This window comes from Streptomyces sp. NPDC030862 (assembly GCF_055571835.1).
Map to the genome: position 1 here is coordinate 58,155 of NZ_JBVIEN010000003.1, position 19,725 is coordinate 77,879.

The following is a 19,725-nucleotide window of genomic DNA, read 5'->3' on the forward strand; positions in this document are numbered from 1 at the left end:
ATCCGTGGCTCAGCGCGTAGTGGTCACGCTCTTCGACGACATCGACGGAGGCGAAGCGGCGGAAACGGTCATGTTCGGCCTCGACGGTAAGACGTACGAGATCGACCTCAATGCAGCCAACGCAAAGAAACTGCGCAAGGCACTCGCCCCGTACGTGGCAGCCGGCCGCAAGCGCTCCGGCGGAGGCGGGGCCGGTGCGGGCGGGGGCTCGGGCGCGGGCAAGGCGCGGACCGCGCGCTCGGCCTCGTACACGCACACCTCCCTCGAGCCCGACCCGGCGGCGGTACGCGCCTGGGCGCAGGCCCACAAGATGGACGTGCCGGCCCGGGGCCGCATCCCCAAGCGGGTGTACGAGGCCTTCCGCGAGGCGAGCTGAGACCACCCGACGATCTTCGACTTGCGCGACACCCCGGGTGATCCGCTAGAGTCTGGATCACGCCGAGGGGCGAGGCCGGAAAAAGGCCCCACCTCACGGAGCGTGCGGGTGTAGTTCAGTAGTAGAACATCCCCCTTCCAGGGGGAAGGCGCAGTGTGCGATTCCTGTCACCCGCTCTCCATCACGTACCAACCACTCATGTGGATCAGGTACAGTGGTGTTCGCACCGCCCGGTGAAAGCCGGTCGGGAGCACTGCGGACGTGGCTCAGTTGGTAGAGCATCACCTTGCCAAGGTGAGGGTCGCGAGTTCGAATCTCGTCGTCCGCTCAGTGTACGAAGGCCCCGGTCATCACGACCGGGGCCTTCGACGTATGTGCGGCACGCCTCATGACATTTGTCATCGGGGACCGGTGACAGCCCGGCCTGCCGCCGCCCGTCGTGCGGCGACAGCCTTGAGGCATGACCACCCACGTGATTGAGGCGGAGGGCCTCCAACGCCGGTACGCCGGCGGCTTCGAGGCTGTGAAGGGGATCACCTTCTCCGTGGCACGCGGCGAGATCTTCGCCCTGCTCGGTACGAACGGCGCCGGCAAGACCTCCACCGTCGAGCTGCTGGAGGGCCTCGCCGCCCCGAGCGACGGCCGGGTGCGGGTCCTCGGCCACGACCCGTACCGCGAACGGCCCGCCGTACGCCCGCGGATCGGCATGATGCTCCAGGAGGGCGGCTTCCCCTCCGACCTGACGGTCGCCGAGACCGTACGGATGTGGTCGGGGTGCACCAGTGGGGCCCGGCCGGCCGGGGAGGCGCTGGAGATGGTGGGCATGTCCGCCCGCTCCCGCGTACGCGTCAAGCAGCTGTCGGGCGGTGAGCGGCGGCGGCTCGACCTGGCGCTGGCGCTGCTCGGGCGGCCCGAGGTCCTGTTCCTCGACGAGCCGACGACCGGGCTGGACGCCGAAGGGCGGCGCGACACCTGGGAGTTGGTGCGGGCGCTGCACGAGGACGGCACCACCGTGCTGCTGACCACGCACTACCTGGAGGAGGCCGAGACGCTGGCGGACCGGCTCGCGATCCTGCACGAGGGACGGATCGTGACGTCCGGAACCCCGGCGGAGGTCACCGCCTCCCGGCCGGCCCGCATCCGCTTCGTCCTGCCCGACGGCGTGCCCGCCGGGCGGCTGCCGCTGTCCCTGCTCGCGGCCGCCGAGGGACGGCGGGTCGAGATCCGGACGCACGCGTTGCAGGAGGCGCTCGGCGAACTGCTGCTGTGGGCGCGGGAGAACGACGTACGGCTGGACGGGCTGGACGCCCGGTCGGCCTCACTGGAGGAGGCCTTCCTCGAGATCGCCTCGCGGAACGCTTCGCAGGACGTCTCGCAGCACGCCTCGCAGGACGCTTCCCCGGAAAGGGCGGGTGTGTGACATGACCTCGATGACCGACCGCATGGGGGCCCTGGGGCGGGCCGAGCTGACGCTGCTCGTACGCAACCGGTACGCCCTCTTCGTCGCCCTCGGCATGCCCCTGCTCATGGTCGCCTTCATGCACAGCTCAATCGACCGGATCGGCCTGGAGGAGGCCGGCATCAGCGCGCTCGAAGCCTCGCTGAGCGGCGGCATCGTGATGGCGCTGCTGCTCGTGGTGTACCTGAACCTCGTCTCGGCGTACGTGGCCCGGCGCGAGGAGCTGGTGCTCAAGCGGCTGCGTACGGGCGAGGCGTCGGACCGGGAGATCCTCGCCGGGACCGCGCTGCCGGCGGCGGTGCTCGCGGTGGCGCAGTGCGCGCTGATGGTGGCGGCCGGGGCGGCGTTCCTCGACGTGCGGGCTCCGCAGCGGCCCGATCTGCTGGTGCTGGGGACGCTGTTGGGGGTGGTGCTGCTGGCGGGGCTCGCGGCGGCTACGGCCGGGTTCACCAGGACCGTGGAGAGCGCCCAGATCACGACGATGCCGCTGTTCGTGGTGTCGTCGATCGGGTCCGGGCTCTTCCTGCCGCTGGAGGTGTTCCCGGAGAACGTGGCCTCGGTGTGCGAACTGCTGCCGCTGACCGGCGTGATGACGCTCGTACGGGCCGGATGGCTGGGCGGCGGCGACGCGGGCGGGCTGGCCGGTGCGGCCGCCACGGCGCTGGTCTGGATCGCCGTCTCGGTGTTTGCTGTGCGGCGGTGGTTCCGCTGGGAGCCGCGGCGCTGACGGCTCGCTGAGGGCTCGCTGGGGGGGGACGCATGAAGCTGACGGGGTGGTGGAGCCGGCGCAGCAATCCGGAGAAGGTCGAGCTCTACACCCGCTGGTCGTACCACACCTTCGCCGTGATCGAGGTTCTCTCCGTCGGGCTGGGGATGCTCAGCGGGACGCCGAACCCGCTGGGCGGCTGGCTGTTCCTGCTGGTGGGCGGGCACTCCGTCCTGGGCGGCGTGCTCGCCTCCCGGGCCCTCGACTGGACCGTGGGGCGGCGGGCGCGCCCGGACCGGCTGATGACGGCGTACGGCGTTCTCTCGTGCGTGCTCGCGGTGGGCGCGCTGGCCCTGCGGCGGTTCGGCGTCCTGGAGGACACGGAGGCCGCCGGATACCTGGTGGCGGGGGTGCTGGGCTTCGGCATCGGCGGGCTGGTGCTGGGCCTGACGAAGGTGCGGCACATGCTGTACCTGGTCCTGGCGGCTTCGATGGGCACCGGGCTGGTCGCGTACGCGCTGGGGATGCCGCTCGCGGAAGTCGTCGGTTTCTCGGTGGGGAGCGTGATCGCCGGGCTGTTGCTGGCCTTCACCAGCGGCTTCTCGGGGTGGCTGCTGCGTGCGGTGTGGGAGCTGGACGCGGCGCGCGAGCTCCAGGCCCGGCTGGCGGTGGCGGAGGAGCGGCTGCGGTTCGGGCGCGACCTGCACGACGTGATGGGCCGCAACCTCGCGGTGATCGCGCTCAAGAGCGAGCTGGCGGTGCAGTTGGCGCGGCGCGGCGTGACCGAGCAGGCGGTGGAGCAGATGGCGGAGGTCCAGCGCATCGCGCAGGACTCGCAGCGGGAGGTGCGGGACGTGGTGCGCGGCTACCGGGAGGCGGACCTGCACACCGAACTGGACGGCGCGCGCAGCGTCTTGGCGGCGGCCGGGATCGCCTGTGGGGTCAGGGCCGAGGCGGCGGACACGGCGCTCCCGGTGCAGGTGCAGTCGGCGCTGGCGTGGGTCGTACGGGAGGCCACGACGAACGTGCTGCGGCACGGGGACGCGCGGCACTGCACGGTGGCGGTGGGCGCGGAGGAGGACTACGCGGTGCTGGTGGTCGAGAACGACGGAGCGGGGGCAGGGGCGGGGCCGGGTACGGGGCCGGGTGCCGACGCCGTGGGGGCCGGGTCGGGGCTGGCGGGGCTCCGGGAGCGGCTCGCCGCGCTGGACGGCACGCTGGAGGCCGGCTGGGTGCGGGGCGGCCGGTTCCGGGTGACGGCCCGGGTGCCGGCGGCCGCGGGCTCTCCGAAGGAGACCGCGAAGGAGACCACGGGGGAGGTGCCCGCACAGTGACCGGGGAACCGACGGGGGCGCCCGTGCGCGTGCTGCTCGCCGATGACGAGCACCTGATACGCGGCGCGCTGGCCGCGCTGCTCGGCCTGGAGGACGATCTCGTGGTGGTCGCCGAGGCGGCGTCCGGCCCCGAGGCGCTCGCCATGGCGCTGGCCCACCGGCCCGACGTGGCGGTGCTGGACCTCCAGATGCCGGGCGCCGACGGTGTGAAGGTCGCCACATCGCTGCGCACCGAGCTCCCGGCCTGCCGGACCATGATCGTGACGAGTCACGGCCGCCCGGGGCACCTGAAGCGGGCGCTCGCGGCGGGCGTGCGCGGCTTCGTGCCGAAGACCGTCAGCGCCCAGCGGCTCGCCGAGATCATCCGTGCCGTCCACGCCGGGAACCGTTACGTGGACCCGGAATTGGCGGCCGACGCGATCTCCGCCGGGGACTCGCCGCTGACCGCGCGCGAGGCCGAGGTGCTGGAGCTCGCGGCGGACGGGGCGCCGGTCGCGGAGATCGCGGAGCGGGCGTCGCTGTCACCGGGGACCGTACGGAACTACCTCTCCTCCGCCGTCTCGAAGCTGGGGGCCGAGAACCGTCATACGGCGGTGCGTCTCGCACGCGAGCGAGGTTGGGTATAGTGGTTCCGCGCGACAGCGCATGCGGACGTAGCTCAGTTGGTAGAGCGCAACCTTGCCAAGGTTGAGGTCGCGAGTTCGAGCCTCGTCGTCCGCTCCACAGTGAAAGCCCCCGGCCGGTCGGCCGGGGGCTTTCGCGCGTTCACGCTCAGCGCGCTCACGTCCAGGTGGTGCCGGTCAGCCGCTCGTACGCCTCGATGTACTTGCCGCGCGTCGCCGCCACGACCTCTCCCGGGAGGGCGGGGGGCGGGCGCTCGCTCGTGCGGTCCCAGCCGGAGGCCGGGGAGGTCAGCCAGTCGCGTACGTACTGCTTGTCGTACGAGGGCTGGGCGTGACCCGGCTCCCAGGAGTCGGCGGGCCAGAAGCGGGAGGAGTCCGGGGTCAGGACCTCGTCGGCGAGGACCAGGCCGCCGTTCCCGTCGTGGCCGAACTCGAACTTGGTGTCGGCGAGGATGATGCCCCGGTCGCGGGCGATGTCGCGGGCGCGGGAGTAGACGGCGAGCGTCGTCTGGCGCAGCTGGGCGGCGGTCTCCGCGCCGACCTGCCGGGCGACCTCCTCGTACGACACGTTCTCGTCGTGGTCACCGACGGCCGCCTTGGTGGCGGGCGTGAAGATCGGCGCGGGGAGTTCCGAGCCGTCGGTGAGGCCCTCGGGGAGCGCGAGGCCGCAGACCGTGCGGCTCTCGACGTACTCGGTGAGGCCCGAGCCGGTGAGGTAGCCGCGGGCCACGCACTCGACGGGGATCATGCGCAGGGACTTACAGATGAGGGTGCGGCCGGCCCAGTCGGCGGGGGCGCCGGCCGGGAGCTCGGTCGACAGCACGTGGTTCGGGATCAGGTCGGCGAGCTGGTCGAACCACCACAGCGACAGCTGGGTGAGGACGCGGCCCTTGTCCGGGATCTCGGTGGGGAGCACCCAGTCGTACGCGGAGATGCGGTCGCTGGCGACCATGACGAGGTCGCCCGCCTCGTTCTGGTACAGGTCGCGCACCTTCCCGGTGTGCAGATGTACCAGGCCCGGGACCTCGACTGGCTCGGGCTTTTCTACGAATCCGGACACGGTTCCTCCCCGTGGTTCTGTCCCAACGCTCCGATTGTCCCGCATGCGGAGGCGCCGGCCTCGGCCAGGGGGTTCAAGGGGCTTTCAGGGGGCTGTTTAGTCCCGTTTGCAGATCCGGTCCAGGAGGTTGGCCGTGGCGCGCTGGATGCGGAGGTCGACATGACCCGGGCGGTCCAGGGCCGGTGACCAGGCGAAGGTGCCCGAGGCGAAGACGAGGGCGCCGGAGGGGGCGCGGTAGAGGGAGGTCTCCTGGTGGCGCAGGGAGCCCTCGCGGTCGCGGTACGGGGAGTGGGCGAGCAGGATGCGGCGCTGATGCTCGGGGAGGGCGGTGCGCGGGAAGTAGCGGTCGGCCTCGCCGGCGACCAGGCCCGGCAGCTCGTCGCCCTCCCCCGCGCCGGTGGCCTCCCAGAGCCAGTGGTCGGCGTTGCGCACGACCATGGGGTGGGGCTCGGGCACGTGGCCCGCGTACTGGATGCCGAGGAGCTGCTGCTCGGGGCGGTCCACCTCGCGCCAGAGGGCCGGTTTGCCCGGGCCGCGGCGTTTTCGGCAGGTGAGGAGGCGGTCGGGGACGCCGGAGGGCGACGGGCCGAGCTCGACCTGCCAGTACATGGTGTTGGCGGAGAGGAAGACGAGCGAGGTGCCGTGGTCGCGCGCGGACTCGACGGTACGGCGCATGGGGACCGACCAGTACTCGTCGTGGCCAGGGAAGACCAGGCCCCGGTAGCGGGTCGGGTCGACGCGGCCGGCGTGCAGGTCGCGGGCGTCGGCGTAGGCCAGGTCGTAGCCGTACCGCTCGGCCCAGCGGATGAAGTCGTAGGCGTGGCCGACGTGGAGCGGGAGGCCGGCCCCGGCGTACGGGCGGTCGAAGGAGACGGTCGTCGCCGCGTCCTCCTCGCCGAGCAGACGGCCGTCCTCGTCCCAGGCGTGGTAGAGGCTGGCGCCCGTGCGGCCGTCCTCGGGGTAGAGGTTGTACGCCTGCCAGGTGATGTCGGGGAGGAGCAGGAGCAGGTCGGCGGGGTGCTGGTCGCGGACCGTGAAGGGGATGTGGGAGCGGTAGCGGCCGTCGACGGTGGTCAGGACGGCGACGTACGCGCCGATCGACCAGTACGACGGCACCTGGAGGCGCCAGGAGAGCCACCAGTGGTGGCAGGAGACCGTGCGGTCGGCGGTGAGCGGGTCGGGCTGGACGATGCCGGGCAGGCGCGGGCTGGTGGCGATCTTCGAGGCGCCGTCCCCGGCGTAGTGACCGATGCGATAGATGTCGACCGAGAACGGCTGGGGCGGGTCCACGGTGATGTGGAAGTCGATCGCCTCGCCGGGCGCGACGGCGCCGGTGGAGGCGAAGCCCTTGATCTGGCGGTGTACGTCGTCGGCGGAGCGTGGTCCGCCGTGGCCGCCGCGCGCAAGGGCGGGGTCGGCGTACCAGGGGACGACCTGGCCGGTGTCTCCGATGTACTGCTCGCTGCCGCGGAGCCAGGGCAGCGGGCCCTGACCGAACGGATCGGTCACGGCGTGGGCGGCCGCTCCCGATTCCCACCGCCGGATCTGTTCCGCCCCCATGGTGCGCCCCTCCTTTGATTCCCCCGCGGTCCGATGATCGACTCGTGCACCGCTCGTGCGGTGGCTGTCAGTGCCGGTCCCCAGCACATCACATAACGCACGCAGTCCGTCACCGTTCGTCGTTAATTGGCGGGAACGGAGCACGGCATTCCGGTCTTACGGGGTTGATCCGGGCGCCGCCGTAAGGGGGGTGGGTGCCGTCAGGCGAGGCGGACGGGCTTCTCGGGGCGTACGCCCACGGCGGCGAGCCAGGCGCGCAGGGGCTCGGGGTCGGCGTCCTCCACGAGCGTGAGGACCGGCCCGGCGAGGTCGGCACGCCGCTTGCCGTCGACGAGCAGGGCGGGCCCGTCCAGCCAGTCGAGGCCGGGTGCGGCACCCGCCGTGTCGACGGCGGCGCAGCAGACCATGGCCGTGACGTGATCGACGAGCAGCTCGCGCCCGCTGCGGGGCGGCTGGAGCGGGAAAAGCGGCAGCTGTTCGCCGCCGGCCGTCGGCCAGCCGAGCGCGAGCTCGGCGGCGGTGGCGGTGGCGGTGGCGTTGGATACGGATGCGGGCAGTGGGGATCCCGGAGGGGGCGCGGGGGTGGGCGCGGGCGCGTCCGGCGCCTCGGGACCGCGCGGGGCCGGAGCCTCGGGGTCGGCGTCCGCCGCGGCACCGGACGACCCGGCGGTACCTGTGGCACCTGCGGCACCTGCGGCACCTGCGGCACCTGCGGGATCCGGCCAGGCAGCCACGGCCTCGGGGGCCGGGCCCTCGGGGTCGGCCCCCGAGGAAGGGGCCGGTGGGTCCACACCGGCAGCACCGGCGGGATCCGGCCACACGGCCGCAGTGGCAGGCCCATGCGCGGGCTCAGCCACCGGCACAGGCGCGGGCCCAGTCGCGGGCTCGGGCGCGGGCTCAGGCGACCGGGGGGCGGCCTCCTCGGCGGCGAGGGCCGCGGTGATGGCCTCCGCCAGGGGGTCGGCGGTCTGCGGGGCCGCAAGGTGGTCGAGGACGCGCTCCAGCGAGGGCTCGGTGGCCCCGCGGCGGACACCCAAGCCGTCCAGGGCGCGGTGCAGGCGGGCCGCCTCGGTGCGCCACTTGCGGTCGACGACCTCGTCCGGATACTGCTGCCAGTCCACCGGGGCCCAGTCGGGGCCCGCCATCGCGGGACCGCCGTGGAAGAGGCGGGCGGCGAGCAGCGAGGCGGCCTCGTCGACGAGACCCGGCTCCTCCAGCAGGTCGCACGCGGGCCGCTCGCCCAGCCGGGAGGCGAACCCCTCGGCGAGCCGGTCGCGCCGCGACAGCTCGGTGAGCGCGGAGACCACGCCCGCGTCCAGCCGGCACGGCCAGCGGCCCATGCGCCACGCGGGCAGCGCGACCCGCGTCAGCAGCCGGTCCCAGCCCGCATAGGCGAGCCCGACCTGCTCCTGGGCGACGATCCGCAGACCGTAGTCCACCGCCTGTGCACGCTCGGACGCGGCGGACGCGACACCCCGCTCCATCTCCGCGACATGCGCCTGGCACCCCCGCAGCAGCAGCCGGGCGACCGCCCCGACGAACCGCGCCCCCGCCCTCCGTACCGGATCGAGCCCCGGTCGGCCCGCGACCGCGACGGCCGCGTCCAGGCCGCGCACGAAACGGCGCGCCGCGGCTATGTCGGGGTGCGCGGACGGTCCCGTACCGGCCACGACCGGCGCCAGCACCGCCCGCAGCTCGGCCACGCGCATCCACCACAGGAAGGGCGAGCCGATGACGAGGACGGGCGCCGTGCCCTGACGGTGGGCGCCGGGTATGCCGTGCGCCCGGTGCGTACGGTCCTCGAGCCAGCTGTCGCAGTCGGGGGTCAGCGCTATCGCGGAGGGCACGGGCACCTCCAGCCGCCCGGCCAGGTCCTCGACGAGCCGGTACAGATCGGGCGCCGACTCCTCCGCGATCTCCACCGTCGGACTCAGGGCGGGCCGGGCCCGGGTGATCACGGCCCCGACGGCCACGGCCGCGAGCAGCACGATCACGGCGACGGCCGTCACGACCCAGCGCACCGCGTCCCAGCCGCCGGCGGCCAGGTGTCCGGTGGCGCCCCCGGCCCACAGGACGACCGCGAGGGCCGCGGGCAGCAGCGCGACGGCCACGGCGCGGCCGCGGAGGCGCAGCACAGCGAGGGCGCGGGCGCGTGCGGCCCGCGCACCCCGCTCCTCACCCATTCCGGCATCGGACATGGACATGGCCGTACGTCACCCCCTCCTGCCCTGCGGCGGACTGCCCTGCGGTGGCGTTGCTCACTCCCCCACTGTGGCACCCGCCACTGACATCGCAATGCCGGTGGGCCAAGTGCCGGAACGCCTGCGCGGCACCCTAGTTGGGGTGTCGGCAGGCGTCATCCGGATGGCCCAGCCGTCACTCGATGGAATGGCTTTGGGCAAAGGTGTGGACGGCTCAAGCCGTCCCGGGGTTCACTGCGCGGTTACTCCCCGGCCGGGTGTTCGGCGGCCTTGCGTGCGATGTCCGTGCGGTGCTGCGCGCCCTCCAGACGGATGCGCCCGACCGCCGCGTACGCCCGCTCGCGCGCCTGCGCGAGGTCCTTGCCGGTCGCGGTGACCGACAGCACGCGGCCACCGGCGCTCATGACGGCGTCCCCGTCCCGCTTGGTCCCGGCGTGCAGGACGTACGCGTGCGGCGCGTCCTCGGCCGCGACCTCGTCCAGGCCCTCGATCACGTCGCCGGTACGCGGCGTGCCGGGGTAGTTGTGCGCGGCGACGACCACGGTGACGGCGGCGTCGTCGCGCCAGTTCAGCGGCGGCTCGGTGTCGAGGGTGCCCTGGGCGGCGTTCAGCAGGACGCCCGCCAGCGGCGTCTTGAGGCGGGCCAGCACGACCTGCGTCTCGGGGTCGCCGAAGCGTGCGTTGAACTCGATGACGCGGACGCCGCGCGAGGTCATGGCGAGGCCCGCGTACAGCAGCCCTGTGAAGGGCGTGCCGCGGCGGCGCAGCTCGTCGACGGTGGGCTGGAGCACGGTCGCCATGACGTCGTCGACCAGCTTGGGGTCGGCCCAGGGCAGCGGCGAGTACGCGCCCATGCCGCCGGTGTTCGGGCCCTCGTCGCCGTCGAGGGCGCGCTTGAAGTCCTGCGCAGGGGTGAGCGGCAGGACGGTGCGGCCGTCGGTGATCGCGAAGAGGGAGACCTCGGGGCCGTCGAGGTACTCCTCGATGACGACGCGGTCGCAGGAGAGCGCGTGCGCGCGGGCCTGCTCGACGTCGGTCGTGACGACGACGCCCTTGCCGGCCGCGAGACCGTCGTCCTTGACGACGTACGGAGCGCCGAAGGCGTCGAGCGCCGCGTCGATCTCGTCGGGCGTGGTGCAGACGTACGAACGGGCCGTGGGCACACCGGCGGCGGCCATCACGTCCTTGGCGAACGCCTTGGAGCCCTCCAGCTGGGCAGCCTCCTTGGAGGGGCCGAAGCAGGGGATGCCGGCCGCCCGTACGGCGTCGGCGACACCGGCGACGAGCGGCGCCTCCGGGCCGACGACGACCAGGTCGGCCTCCAGGCCGGTGGCGAGGCGGGCCACGGCGGCGCCGTCGAGGGCGTCCACCTGGTGGAGCTCGGCGACCTCCGCGATTCCGGCGTTGCCGGGCGCGCAGTGCAGAGCGGTGACGTCGGGATCGAGGGAGAGGGAGCGGCACAGGGCGTGTTCGCGGGCGCCGCCGCCGATGACGAGGACCTTCACGCCAGCCAGGGTAGCCCGCGGGGGCGGGTGCCCCTTGTGCGGGATGCCGAGGCGCCCCCTCCTACTCGTTCGTATATTCCTCCACCACGGTGGCGCCGAGCTCGCGGACGATCAGCTCGTGGCCGGAGAGGGCCGAGTCGACGAGGTCGGGATCGTCGTCCTCCGGCATGTCGTCCTCGGGCGCAACCTGCCGCGGCGCGGACGGGGACTCGCCGGACCGCTGGGGCTGGGTTGAGGGCGTCTGCGACCGGGGAGCCGAGGCGGCCTGGGACTGAGGCGACTGCTGTACGGGTCGGGGGGCGGGCGCCTGCGGGGCGGGCGCGGCCGGGCCGGGCGCCTGGGGCGGGCGGTTGCCGTAGCCGCCACCGCCCGCGCCGCTGCCACCGCCGTACGCCGGCGGGGGCGCGGCGCCGCCCGACGGGTCGATGATCGCCTCGATCTTCCACTGGACGTGGAACTGCTCGGCGAGCGCCTGCTTGAGCACGTCCTCGCTGCCGCTGCTCGCGAAGTTGTCCCGGGCGCCGGCGTTGAGGAAGCCGAGCTGGAGAGTGGTGCCGTCGAACCCGGCCACCTGGGCGTTCTGGCTCAGGAGGATCCAGGTGAAGCGGCGGCGGTTCTTAACCGCCTCCAGGATGTCGGGCCACATGTTCCGCACCTGGGCGGCGCCCTGGGCCGAGCCTCCGGGCGCGGGCGCGGGGGCCGGGGCGGCCGCGGGGGCCGGAGCCGCCGGGGCGGCGGCCTCGGGCTGCGGGGGGGCCGCCTGAGCCGTGGGCCAGCCACCGGGGCGCCGGGCCTCGCCCTGCGAACCGGGCGCGGAGGCGGTCGGCCAGGCGCCGGGCCGCGAGCCGGACTCCCGGGAGCCGGGGGCCGCGGCGGAGGGCCAGGCACCGGGACGGGCCTCGGCGGGGGGCTGCGGGGCGGGGGCAGGCGCGGGGGCGGGGGCGGGTGCGGGTGCGGGGGCGGCCTCCGCCGCCACAGGGGCGGGAGGAGCGGCGGGCGCGTCGCCGCGCACCGCCGCACGGGCGGCGGCGGGCCCGCCCCCCGGGGGCACCGGGGCGGCCGGGACCACGGGGGCGGCCTGGACATGGGCCTCGGGGCCGGGCACGTACCCCATGGCGGGCCCGGGGCCGCTCGGCTGGAAGGCGGTGGAGGGCACGACGGAGCCCCGCTCGAGCCGGTCGAGCCGGGCCATCATCGAGCGCTCGTCGCTGAACGCGGCCGGCAGCAGCACGCGCGCGCAGATCAGCTCCAGCTGCAGCCGCGGCGAGGTGGCGCCGCGCATCTCGGTCAGCCCGGTGTTGACGATGTCCGCCGCGCGGCTGAGCTCGGCGGCCCCGAACACGGAGGCCTGCGCCTGCATGCGCTCGACCACATCGGCCGGCCCGTCGATGAGCCCCTTCTCCGCGGCATCCGGCACGGCGGCCAGGATCACCAGGTCGCGCAGCCGCTCCAGCAGATCGGCGACGAACCGCCGCGGGTCGTTGCCTCCCTCGATGACCCGGTCCACGACCTCGAACGCCGCGGCGCCGTCCCCGGACGCGAAGGCGTCCACGACCGCGTCGAGGAGCGAGGCGTCGGTGTAACCGAGGAGGGCGGTCGCCATGGCATAGGTCACACCCTCCTCCGTGGCGCCGGCCAGCAGCTGGTCCATGACGGACATCGAGTCACGTACGGACCCGGCCCCCGCCCGTACGACCAGCGGCAGGACGCCGTCATCGACGGGGATCTGCTCCTTGCCGCACACCTCGGCGAGGTAGTCCCGCAGGGTCCCGGGCGGTACGAGCCGGAACGGATAGTGGTGCGTCCGCGAACGGATCGTCCCGATGACCTTCTCGGGCTCGGTCGTCGCGAAGATGAACTTGAGGTGCTCCGGAGGCTCCTCGACCACCTTCAGCAGGGCGTTGAAGCCCGCCGGGGTGACCATGTGGGCCTCGTCGATGATGTAGATCTTGTACCGGCTGCTCGCCGGTCCGAAGAAGGCCTTTTCCCGCAGGTCACGGGCGTCGTCCACGCCACCGTGCGAGGCGGCGTCGATCTCGATGACGTCGATCGACCCCGGCCCGTTCCGCGCGAGGTCCCGGCAGGACTGGCACTCCCCGCAGGGCGTGGGCGTGGGCCCCTGCTCGCAGTTCAGGCAGCGGGCGAGGATGCGCGCACTGGTCGTCTTGCCACATCCCCGCGGCCCGCTGAACAGGTACGCGTGGTTGACCCGGTTGTTCCGCAGGGCCTGCTGCAGCGGGTCGGTGACATGCTCCTGCCCGATGACCTCGGCGAAGGTCTCGGGACGATAGCGGCGGTACAGCGCAAGGGACGACACCCTTACGACGATATCGGGCCCCACCGACAACCGGCCCGCCCCGCGAAGGCCGGGACAAGGCCGGGACCCGCACACGCAAGCGCCCCCCACGCACCCGCCAGAGCCGACCTACCCTTGCTGCCTTCCGGCCCTGGGGGAGTTCAGTCAGATAGCGCCACGTGAGGGGCTGCGCCCAGCGTACCCGATCCCACGGGCCTGCGGGCCACCCCGGGGTGGCCTGCGGGCGGGCTTCGCGAGGGTTCCGGGATCGGGTTCGCGAGCACTCCTCAACGTCTTGTATTGTTTGCGGCGGAGGATTCGCCTAGAGGCCTAGGGCGCACGCTTGGAAAGCGTGTTGGGGGCAACCCCTCACGAGTTCGAATCTCGTATCCTCCGCCAGTGCCTCACCGGGCACGATGTCGAAGGGCCCCACCGCTTGCGGTGGGGCCCTTCGACGTTGTCCGTCCCGGTCTCGGTTTCCGGCACGGTTTCCGCCCCGGTTCTCGTACAACCACTCGACCCCCTCCTGAGTCTGATCATGCACGGCAGTTCCGTTTCCAGCCTTCTCATGGGGGTTCACCTTGCAGGTCCGCTCCACCGGCGCCCGTCTCGCCGCGGCCGTCACGGCCGTCCTCGCCGTCACGGCCCTCGGCGCCGGCACGCTGGCCACCGCCCCGGTCGCCTTCGCCGCCGCTCCGGGCTCCGTCCCCGGCGCCTTCTCCGGCGCCGGGTCGGCCGAGGCGGCCGACGCCTTTCCCGTCTACCCGGAGGGCACCAACCTCGGAGGTGTGGGCACCTCCGGTTTCCTCACCTACTCGTTCGCGCAGAACGGCGACCGTGAGCTGCTCTGGACGCCGTTCGACGGCGGCGCCCCGACCCCGCTCCAGGAGCCCGAGGGCGGCGGCTGGACCCTGGGGGCCGGCGACGTGGTGGTCCTCGGTGACGACAACTGGTCCTCCCAGATGCGTTCGCTCACCCTGCGCAACATGGCCGTCCCCTCCGCCCCGGGCGTCGGCATCGACCTCGGCGCGCTGAACGGCAACTACGTGGCCGTGCTGAGCCCGACGAGCGTCCTCGCGCAGCTGACGAAGGACGACGGCACGGCGGAGCTGCACGTCGTGACCAAGGACGGCACCGCGACGACCACCCGCAAGGTGGCCGGGCTGCCCGCGGACGCCACCGACTTCTTCGGCTCGAAGGTCCGGGACGGTTCCGTTCTGGTCGGCTACGAGACCGGTCCGGCGGGCGCGCGGACCGGCGGCCGGGCCATGGTCGACGTGGCGGCCGGGACGGTGACCGCGACATACGCGGCCGCGGAGTCCGGGATCGGCTACGGCGGTCTGGAGTTCTCCGGTTCGCACGTGACCTGGTACGAGTACGAGGCCGGCACCGGCGGGCTCATCCGGTCCGTCGACCGCACGTCGGGCGAGGTGAAGCGGACCGTCCTGGGCGCCCACACCGCCGAGTGGTACACCTCGCTCGTGGGCGACTGGCTGGTCTACGGCAACCCCACGACGCCGGTCAAGGCCGTCTCCCTGACCACCGGCGAGACCCGCGACCTGCTGGACTCCGGCTCCGCGTCGATGACCACGGGTGACGGCAGCGCGGTGGTGCACGGCGCGCGGGCCGCCGACGGCGAGGGGCTGTTCCGGATCGCGGCCGGAGCGGACGGCGCCCCGACGGTCACCAAGGTGGCGGCGACCGGCACCCCCGTCGCCGCCGGTGTGAAGATCGAGCAGATCCACATCCCCGAGGTGGCGTACCTCGACAAGACCGGCGGAAAGGTCACGCTGGGCTGGACGCTGTCGCGCCGCGACGCCTACCTGGACGTCACGCTCACGCACACCGTCACGGGCAAGGAGTTCCGGCAGCGTGTGAACGCCCCGGCCACCGGCACCCTCTTCAGCTACACCTGGGACGGCATCATCGGCGGAGTGGACGCGCCGAACGGCACGTACGCGGTGGAGGCCGAGGCGACGCCGCTCGACGGCGTCGGAGAGTCCGCCTACGAGGGCTTCCTCATGGCGGTCGCCCGGACGGCCAACCCCCACGACTACACCAACAACGGCTCCACCGACGTCCTCGCCCGGGACTCCGCCGGCGTGCTGTGGCGCGACGACCTGCTGGACCGGCCGGTCAACGGCCAGGTCAAGCCCGCCCAGCGCACGCGGATCGGCGCGGGCTGGCAGACGTACAAGCAGATCGAGGCCGTCGGCAACATCGCCGGGAACGAGGTCGGCGACCTGGTCGCCCTCGACGGCTCCGGTGTGCTCTGGCACTACCTCGGCAAGGGCGACGGCACCTTCACGAGCCGCGCCCGCGTCGGCAGCGGCTGGGGCATCTACAACAAGCTCACCGGCGGCTCGGACCTGAACGGCGACGGCCGCGCCGACCTCCTCGCCACGGACACCGCCGGCGTGCTGTGGTTCTACAAGGGCACGGGCTCCGCCACCGCCCCCTTCGCCGCCCGCGTGCGCGTCGGCGGCGGCTGGGGCGTCTACAACCAGCTCACCGCCGTCGGGAACATCGCCGGTACGGCCGCCGGTGACCTGGTCGCCCGCGACACCGCCGGAGTCCTCTGGCTGTACCAGGGCAACGGCAGCGGCGGCTTCTCCACCCGCGTGCGCGTCGGCAGCGGCTGGGGTGCCTTCACCCAGCTCGTCGGCGCCGGTGACGTCGACAGCGACGGGCGGCCGGACCTGATCGCGTACGGGGCGGGCGGCACGTACGTCTACCGCTCGACGGGCTCCACCACCGCGGTCTTCAGCCGTCAGGCGACGTCGCTGTACGCGGGCGAGGGCTCCAAGTTCAACAACATCGCATAACCGTCCGGCTTCCCGCGCCGGCACGGAGGGCCGGACCGCTCCTGCGGTCCGGCCCTCTGGCGTCTGCTCGACGGCAAAAGACCGGCCGCAAAAGACCGGCGGCAAAAGACCGGCGGCAAAAGACCGGTGGGGGGCCGGAGAGGTCCGGCCCCCCACCGGGGGTTCAGCTGGGTACGCGCGCGGCTCAGCCGTTCGCGTCGGCCTTGCGGCGGCGGACGACGATCATCGCGCCGGCGCCCAGGGCCACCGCGACGCCGCCCGCGAGGGCGATCTGCGGCATGGCCGAGGAGGAGCCCGTCTTGGCGAGGCTGCCCGTGGTGGTGGACACCGGCTGGGTGGACGTCACGCCCTGCGGCGTCGCGGCCGGGGTGCGCGGGGTGGTGCCGCTGGGCTTGGCGTCGTCGACCTTGCCCGGCTTGGTGCCCGCGGCGGCGATCGTGAAGGGGTACTCCTCGAGCTCCGGGGTACCGCCGCACGTGTCGTCGTCGTTGTAGTAGTCACCCGCCGCCAGGGCGATGCCCTCACCCGCCGGGGCCTTGGGGTCGACGGTCAGGCGCAGCTTGATGTCGGCGTGGGTGCCGGCCTTCAGCGGGCTGATGGTGTCGATGTCGCCGAAGCCCTCGACGTCGTGCCACGTGGGGGAGGCGGCGGAGGACCACTGCAGGCGCAGCAGGTCGTCGATCGGCTCCTCACCGGACGCGTCCGTGGCGTGGACGGCGACGAGCGGGTACACCTCGTCCATCGTCTCGTCGGTGCCGTTGGTGACGCGCAGGGTGAAGTTCACCGTCGTACCGGCGACGACCTTGGACGGCAGGCCGGTCACCACGGTGGTGAGCTCCGGCTCGGGGACGCAGTACCCCGAGTCGTCGTCATCCTCGTCGCCCTCGTCGCCCTCGTCGCCTTCGTCGCCCTCCTCCGCCTTGGCCTCGGCGAGCGCCTTGTCGGCGGCCTCCTTCGCCTTCAGGGCGTCGGCGGTGGCCTTCTGGGCCTGGCCGTAGGCGCGGACCGCTGCGACACGGGCGTCGTCCGCCGCCTCGTCGGCAGCCGCGGCCTTGGCGTCGGCGGCGGTCTTGGCCTCCGCGGCCGCCTTGGCCGCGGTCTCCGCGTCGTCGACGGCCTTCTGGGCGGCGGCCTTCTCCTCGTCCGTGGCCTCGGCGGGCAGCGCCTGCTGCTTGGCCTTGGCGTCGGCGAGGGCCTGGTCTGCGGCGGTCTTCGCGGCGGCGGCTTCCTCCGCCTCCTTCGCGGCGGCCTTGTCGGCGACGGCGTGCGGAGCGGTGTCCGACAGCGCCGCCTCCACGGCGGCGTAGGCGGCCTTTTCCGCGGCGACAGCGGCGTCGTACGCCTTCTGCGCCTCGGCAGCGGCCTTCTCCAGCTCCTCGATGGAGGCCTTGGCAGGCTTGGACTGCGACGCCGTCGGCTTGCTGTCGGCGTACGCGGGGGTGACGGACAGCATCACGACGGGCGTCGTCACGGCAGCGGCGACAGCCGTTGCGAGAATGCGTCGGATCTTCACTAGAGCCCTTTTCTGGGTCCGAAAGAGTGGGAGCGGCCACGGCGGGGTGGAGCTCACGCAGCGCGGCCGACGATGGGGGTGATCGTATGGCCGCGATAAAGGGGCGGAAAGCTCAATTCCCTGGGGATTTCCGGCCGGACACGGCCCCGGCGACAGACATAGAAGGGCAACGGGGGCAGTTGCCCACGTTTCCGTGATTTCTCTGTGACTCATGTCACCAAGCGGGCTGGCCGGAGCCGGGATCCCCTGTGAGAGTGGCCCTGAGGGGGCGGCACCGCATCCGAGGAGCGACGGCATGAAGTATCTGGTCATGGTGCAGGGCTCGCAGGCGGACTACGAGGCGATGAACGGCGATGCCTCCGAGCGGTATCCCGCCTGGACCGAGGACGACGTCCAGACGATGTTCGCCTTCATGGAGAAGCTCAACGAGGCCCTCGTCCGCTCGGGCGAGATGCTGGACGGGCAGGGCCTGGCCGAGCCCGCCCGCACCCGCTTCGTCACGGCGGGCGAGGACGGGCGGCCGGTGGTCAGCGACGCTCCGTACGACCGGACCGAGACGCTGATCGCCGGCTACTGGGTGCTCGACTGCGACAGCCTCGACCGCGTCACCGAGATCGCCGCGCGCATCGCCCAGTGCCCCGTGCCCGAGGGCTCGCCCGACTATCCGGTCGTCATCCGGCCCATCCTGGAGAGCGGCCGCGACATCTGAGCCCCCCTCCTTCCCGGCCGTCAGTGCGCGTGCACGCCCGTCATCCGCGGCTTCGCCCGGGGTACGAGGGCGAGGGCGACGACCGCGCTCGCCGCGCCCACCGCCGCACACACGGCGAACGCGGTGGCGAAGCCACCCGCCGTGCCGCCCTCGATGCCCGCCGCGGCGACGGTCGACAGCACCGCGACCCCGACCGAACCGCCCACCTCGTGGAAGGTGTTGACGACGCCCGACGCCAGCCCGGCCTCGTGGTGGCCCGTCAGCGCGAGCGCCGTGGCCGTGGCGGTGACGAAGACGGCCCCGATGCCGAACGACGCGACGACCAGCCCCGGCAGCAGCCCCGCGTACACGCTCGGACGGTCACCGAGCCAGGTCAGCGGTACGCACCCGGCGGCGGCGATCAGCAGCCCCGCGACGGCCGTCGGCCTGCTGCCGAGCCGCCCCACCAGCCGCGACCCGAGGTGCGCGCCGAGTCCGGTGGCGAGGGCGACCGGCAGGAAGACGAGCCCGGTGCGCAGGGCGCTGAACCCCCGCACGTGCTGGAGGTAGACCGAGCCGAGGAAGAAGAAACCGATCAGCAGCGCGGTCGCGACCAGCATCAGGAACGCCCCCGCGGCCACCGGCCGCCGCGCGAACATCCGCAGGTCCATCAGCGGCGCCCGGCTCGCCCGCTCGACCGCGGCGAACGCCCCGTACAACGCGAGCGACCCGAGCAGCGGCACCAGCGTGGCGGCCGCACCCCAGCCGGAGTCGCCGGCCTCGACCAGGCCGTAGATCAGGGCGCCGGTACCGGCGGTGACGAGCAGCGCGCCCGGCAGGTCCACCCGCGCGGACGGGGACGGCCGGGACGGGCGGGGCGGGCGCGGCGGTACGACGGCGGGCAGCGCCACCAGCAGCGCCAGGCCCACCGGGACGTTGACGTAGAAGACCCACGGCCAGCCCGGCCCGTCCGTCAGGGCGCCGCCGAGCAGCACCCCGGCGGCGGACCCGGTGCCGCCGATCGCCGCCCACACGCCGAGCGCCTTGTTCCGCTCGGCGCCGTGGAAGGTGGTGGTCACGAGGGCCAGGGCGGCGGGCGAGAGCACGGCCGCACCGACGCCCTGCGCGACGCGCCCGCCGATGAGCGCCACGGCGCTCTCCGCGAGCCCGGTGGCCAGCGAGGCGGCGGTGAAGAGCGCCAGCCCGGCGAGGAGCGTGCGGCGGGCGCCGAGGGCGTCGGCGAGCCGGCCGCCGAGCAGCATGAGGCCGCCGAAGCACAGCGTGTACGCGGTGACCACCCAGGTCAGGGTCGTCCGGTCCAGGCGCAGATCGGCGGCCATGTCGGGCAGTGCGACGTTCACGACGGTGACGTCGAGGATCAGCATGAACTGCGCCAGGCAGATCAGCGCCAGGGCGGCCCAGCGGCGTGGCTGCGGCGCACCGTCCGGCGCCTCGTGCGGCGCCCCGTGCGCCGCCTCGTGCGCGGTCCCGTGCGACGGCGGGTCGGCGTGAGAAGGGGAAGGGGAAGAGGTATGCGTCATGAAGTGAACTGTACGGTTCGGTTCACATGAACTCAACA

General features: G+C 73.4%; 14 protein-coding genes, 4 tRNA genes and 1 other RNA gene. 11 read left to right on the top strand and 8 right to left on the bottom strand.

Going from position 1 to position 19,725, the window contains the following annotated elements; genetic code table 11:
- Positions 1–4 precede the first annotated feature (4 nt).
- The 8 genes from ACZ42X_RS08420 (at position 5) to ACZ42X_RS08455 (ending at position 4,598) form a co-directional block, all read left to right on the top strand.
- A complete protein-coding gene (locus tag ACZ42X_RS08420; RefSeq protein ID WP_468285804.1) occupies positions 5–376 on the top strand; it encodes a histone-like nucleoid-structuring protein Lsr2 in 372 nt (123 codons plus the stop codon).
- Between the two features lie 104 nt (positions 377–480).
- A tRNA-Gly gene (locus ACZ42X_RS08425) sits at positions 481–552 on the top strand.
- 79 nt (positions 553–631) lie between these two features.
- Positions 632–704, top strand: a tRNA-Gly gene (locus tag ACZ42X_RS08430).
- Between the two features lie 132 nt (positions 705–836).
- Positions 837–1,796: an ABC transporter ATP-binding protein gene (locus ACZ42X_RS08435; RefSeq protein WP_468285807.1), complete on the top strand. Its 960-nt coding sequence runs from the start codon at positions 837–839 to the stop codon at positions 1,794–1,796.
- A gap of 1 nt (position 1,797) precedes the next feature.
- Entirely contained in the window at positions 1,798–2,562 is a 765-nt protein-coding gene (locus ACZ42X_RS08440) for an ABC transporter permease (protein WP_468285809.1), read from the top strand.
- A gap of 32 nt (positions 2,563–2,594) precedes the next feature.
- The gene (locus ACZ42X_RS08445) at positions 2,595–3,875 is read left to right on the top strand and encodes a sensor histidine kinase (protein ID WP_468285812.1); all 1,281 of its coding nucleotides are present in this window, start codon (positions 2,595–2,597) and stop codon (positions 3,873–3,875) included.
- Positions 3,872–4,501, top strand: coding sequence for a response regulator (locus ACZ42X_RS08450; RefSeq protein WP_468285815.1), 630 nt, complete (start codon positions 3,872–3,874; stop codon positions 4,499–4,501). The genes ACZ42X_RS08445 and ACZ42X_RS08450 overlap by 4 nt, the downstream gene beginning before the upstream one ends.
- 21 nt (positions 4,502–4,522) lie before the next feature.
- Positions 4,523–4,598, top strand: a tRNA-Gly gene (locus tag ACZ42X_RS08455).
- Positions 4,599–4,655: 57 nt separating this feature from the next.
- On the opposite strand, the gene ACZ42X_RS08460 is transcribed toward ACZ42X_RS08455, so the two are convergent.
- The 6 genes from ACZ42X_RS08460 to ffs form a co-directional block, all read right to left on the bottom strand.
- On the bottom strand, positions 4,656–5,558 hold the full coding sequence (locus tag ACZ42X_RS08460) for a phosphoribosylaminoimidazolesuccinocarboxamide synthase (protein WP_468285818.1): 903 nt from the start codon (positions 5,556–5,558) through the stop codon (positions 4,656–4,658).
- Positions 5,559–5,654: 96 nt separating this feature from the next.
- Entirely contained in the window at positions 5,655–7,118 is a 1,464-nt protein-coding gene (locus ACZ42X_RS08465; protein WP_468285819.1) for a N,N-dimethylformamidase beta subunit family domain-containing protein, read from the bottom strand.
- A 200-nt stretch (positions 7,119–7,318) separates the two neighbouring features.
- Positions 7,319–9,316, bottom strand: coding sequence for a M48 family metalloprotease (locus tag ACZ42X_RS08470; RefSeq protein ID WP_468285822.1), 1,998 nt, complete (start codon positions 9,314–9,316; stop codon positions 7,319–7,321).
- Positions 9,317–9,561: 245 nt separating this feature from the next.
- Complete coding sequence (purD, locus tag ACZ42X_RS08475) at positions 9,562–10,824, bottom strand: phosphoribosylamine--glycine ligase (RefSeq protein ID WP_468285824.1); 1,263 nt, start codon at positions 10,822–10,824, stop codon at positions 9,562–9,564.
- Positions 10,825–10,885: 61 nt separating this feature from the next.
- Entirely contained in the window at positions 10,886–13,141 is a 2,256-nt protein-coding gene (locus ACZ42X_RS08480; protein WP_468285826.1) for a DNA polymerase III subunit gamma and tau, read from the bottom strand.
- 72 nt (positions 13,142–13,213) lie between these two features.
- Positions 13,214–13,312: signal recognition particle sRNA small type (gene ffs / locus ACZ42X_RS08485), an RNA gene on the bottom strand.
- Between the two features lie 119 nt (positions 13,313–13,431).
- Between ffs and ACZ42X_RS08490 the strand changes: the two genes are divergently transcribed.
- Both ACZ42X_RS08490 and ACZ42X_RS08495 read left to right on the top strand, forming a co-directional pair.
- Positions 13,432–13,519, top strand: a tRNA-Ser gene (locus ACZ42X_RS08490).
- 182 nt (positions 13,520–13,701) lie between these two features.
- The gene (locus ACZ42X_RS08495) at positions 13,702–15,945 is read left to right on the top strand and encodes an FG-GAP repeat domain-containing protein (RefSeq protein WP_468285828.1); all 2,244 of its coding nucleotides are present in this window, start codon (positions 13,702–13,704) and stop codon (positions 15,943–15,945) included.
- Between the two features lie 184 nt (positions 15,946–16,129).
- On the opposite strand, the gene ACZ42X_RS08500 is transcribed toward ACZ42X_RS08495, so the two are convergent.
- Positions 16,130–17,458, bottom strand: coding sequence for an LPXTG cell wall anchor domain-containing protein (locus tag ACZ42X_RS08500; RefSeq protein ID WP_468285831.1), 1,329 nt, complete (start codon positions 17,456–17,458; stop codon positions 16,130–16,132).
- 295 nt (positions 17,459–17,753) lie between these two features.
- Between ACZ42X_RS08500 and ACZ42X_RS08505 the strand changes: the two genes are divergently transcribed.
- Positions 17,754–18,167, top strand: coding sequence for a YciI family protein (locus ACZ42X_RS08505; RefSeq protein ID WP_468285834.1), 414 nt, complete (start codon positions 17,754–17,756; stop codon positions 18,165–18,167).
- A 20-nt stretch (positions 18,168–18,187) separates the two neighbouring features.
- Here ACZ42X_RS08505 and ACZ42X_RS08510 read toward each other — a convergent pair whose 3' ends face one another.
- Complete coding sequence (locus ACZ42X_RS08510; RefSeq protein WP_468285837.1) at positions 18,188–19,687, bottom strand: MFS transporter; 1,500 nt, start codon at positions 19,685–19,687, stop codon at positions 18,188–18,190.
- Positions 19,688–19,725: the final 38 nt, after the last annotated feature.

Coding starts and splice junctions, on each gene's coding strand:
- ACZ42X_RS08505 (WP_468285834.1), top strand. CDS start 17,754: ATGAAGTATCTGGTCATGGTGCAGGGCTCGCAGGCGGACTACGAGGCG.
- ACZ42X_RS08440 (WP_468285809.1), top strand. CDS start 1,798: ATGACCTCGATGACCGACCGCATGGGGGCCCTGGGGCGGGCCGAGCTG.
- ACZ42X_RS08435 (WP_468285807.1), top strand. CDS start 837: ATGACCACCCACGTGATTGAGGCGGAGGGCCTCCAACGCCGGTACGCC.
- ACZ42X_RS08510 (WP_468285837.1), bottom strand. CDS start 19,687: ATGACGCATACCTCTTCCCCTTCCCCTTCTCACGCCGACCCGCCGTCG.
- ACZ42X_RS08470 (WP_468285822.1), bottom strand. CDS start 9,316: ATGTCCGATGCCGGAATGGGTGAGGAGCGGGGTGCGCGGGCCGCACGC.
- ACZ42X_RS08445 (WP_468285812.1), top strand. CDS start 2,595: ATGAAGCTGACGGGGTGGTGGAGCCGGCGCAGCAATCCGGAGAAGGTC.
- ACZ42X_RS08465 (WP_468285819.1), bottom strand. CDS start 7,118: ATGGGGGCGGAACAGATCCGGCGGTGGGAATCGGGAGCGGCCGCCCAC.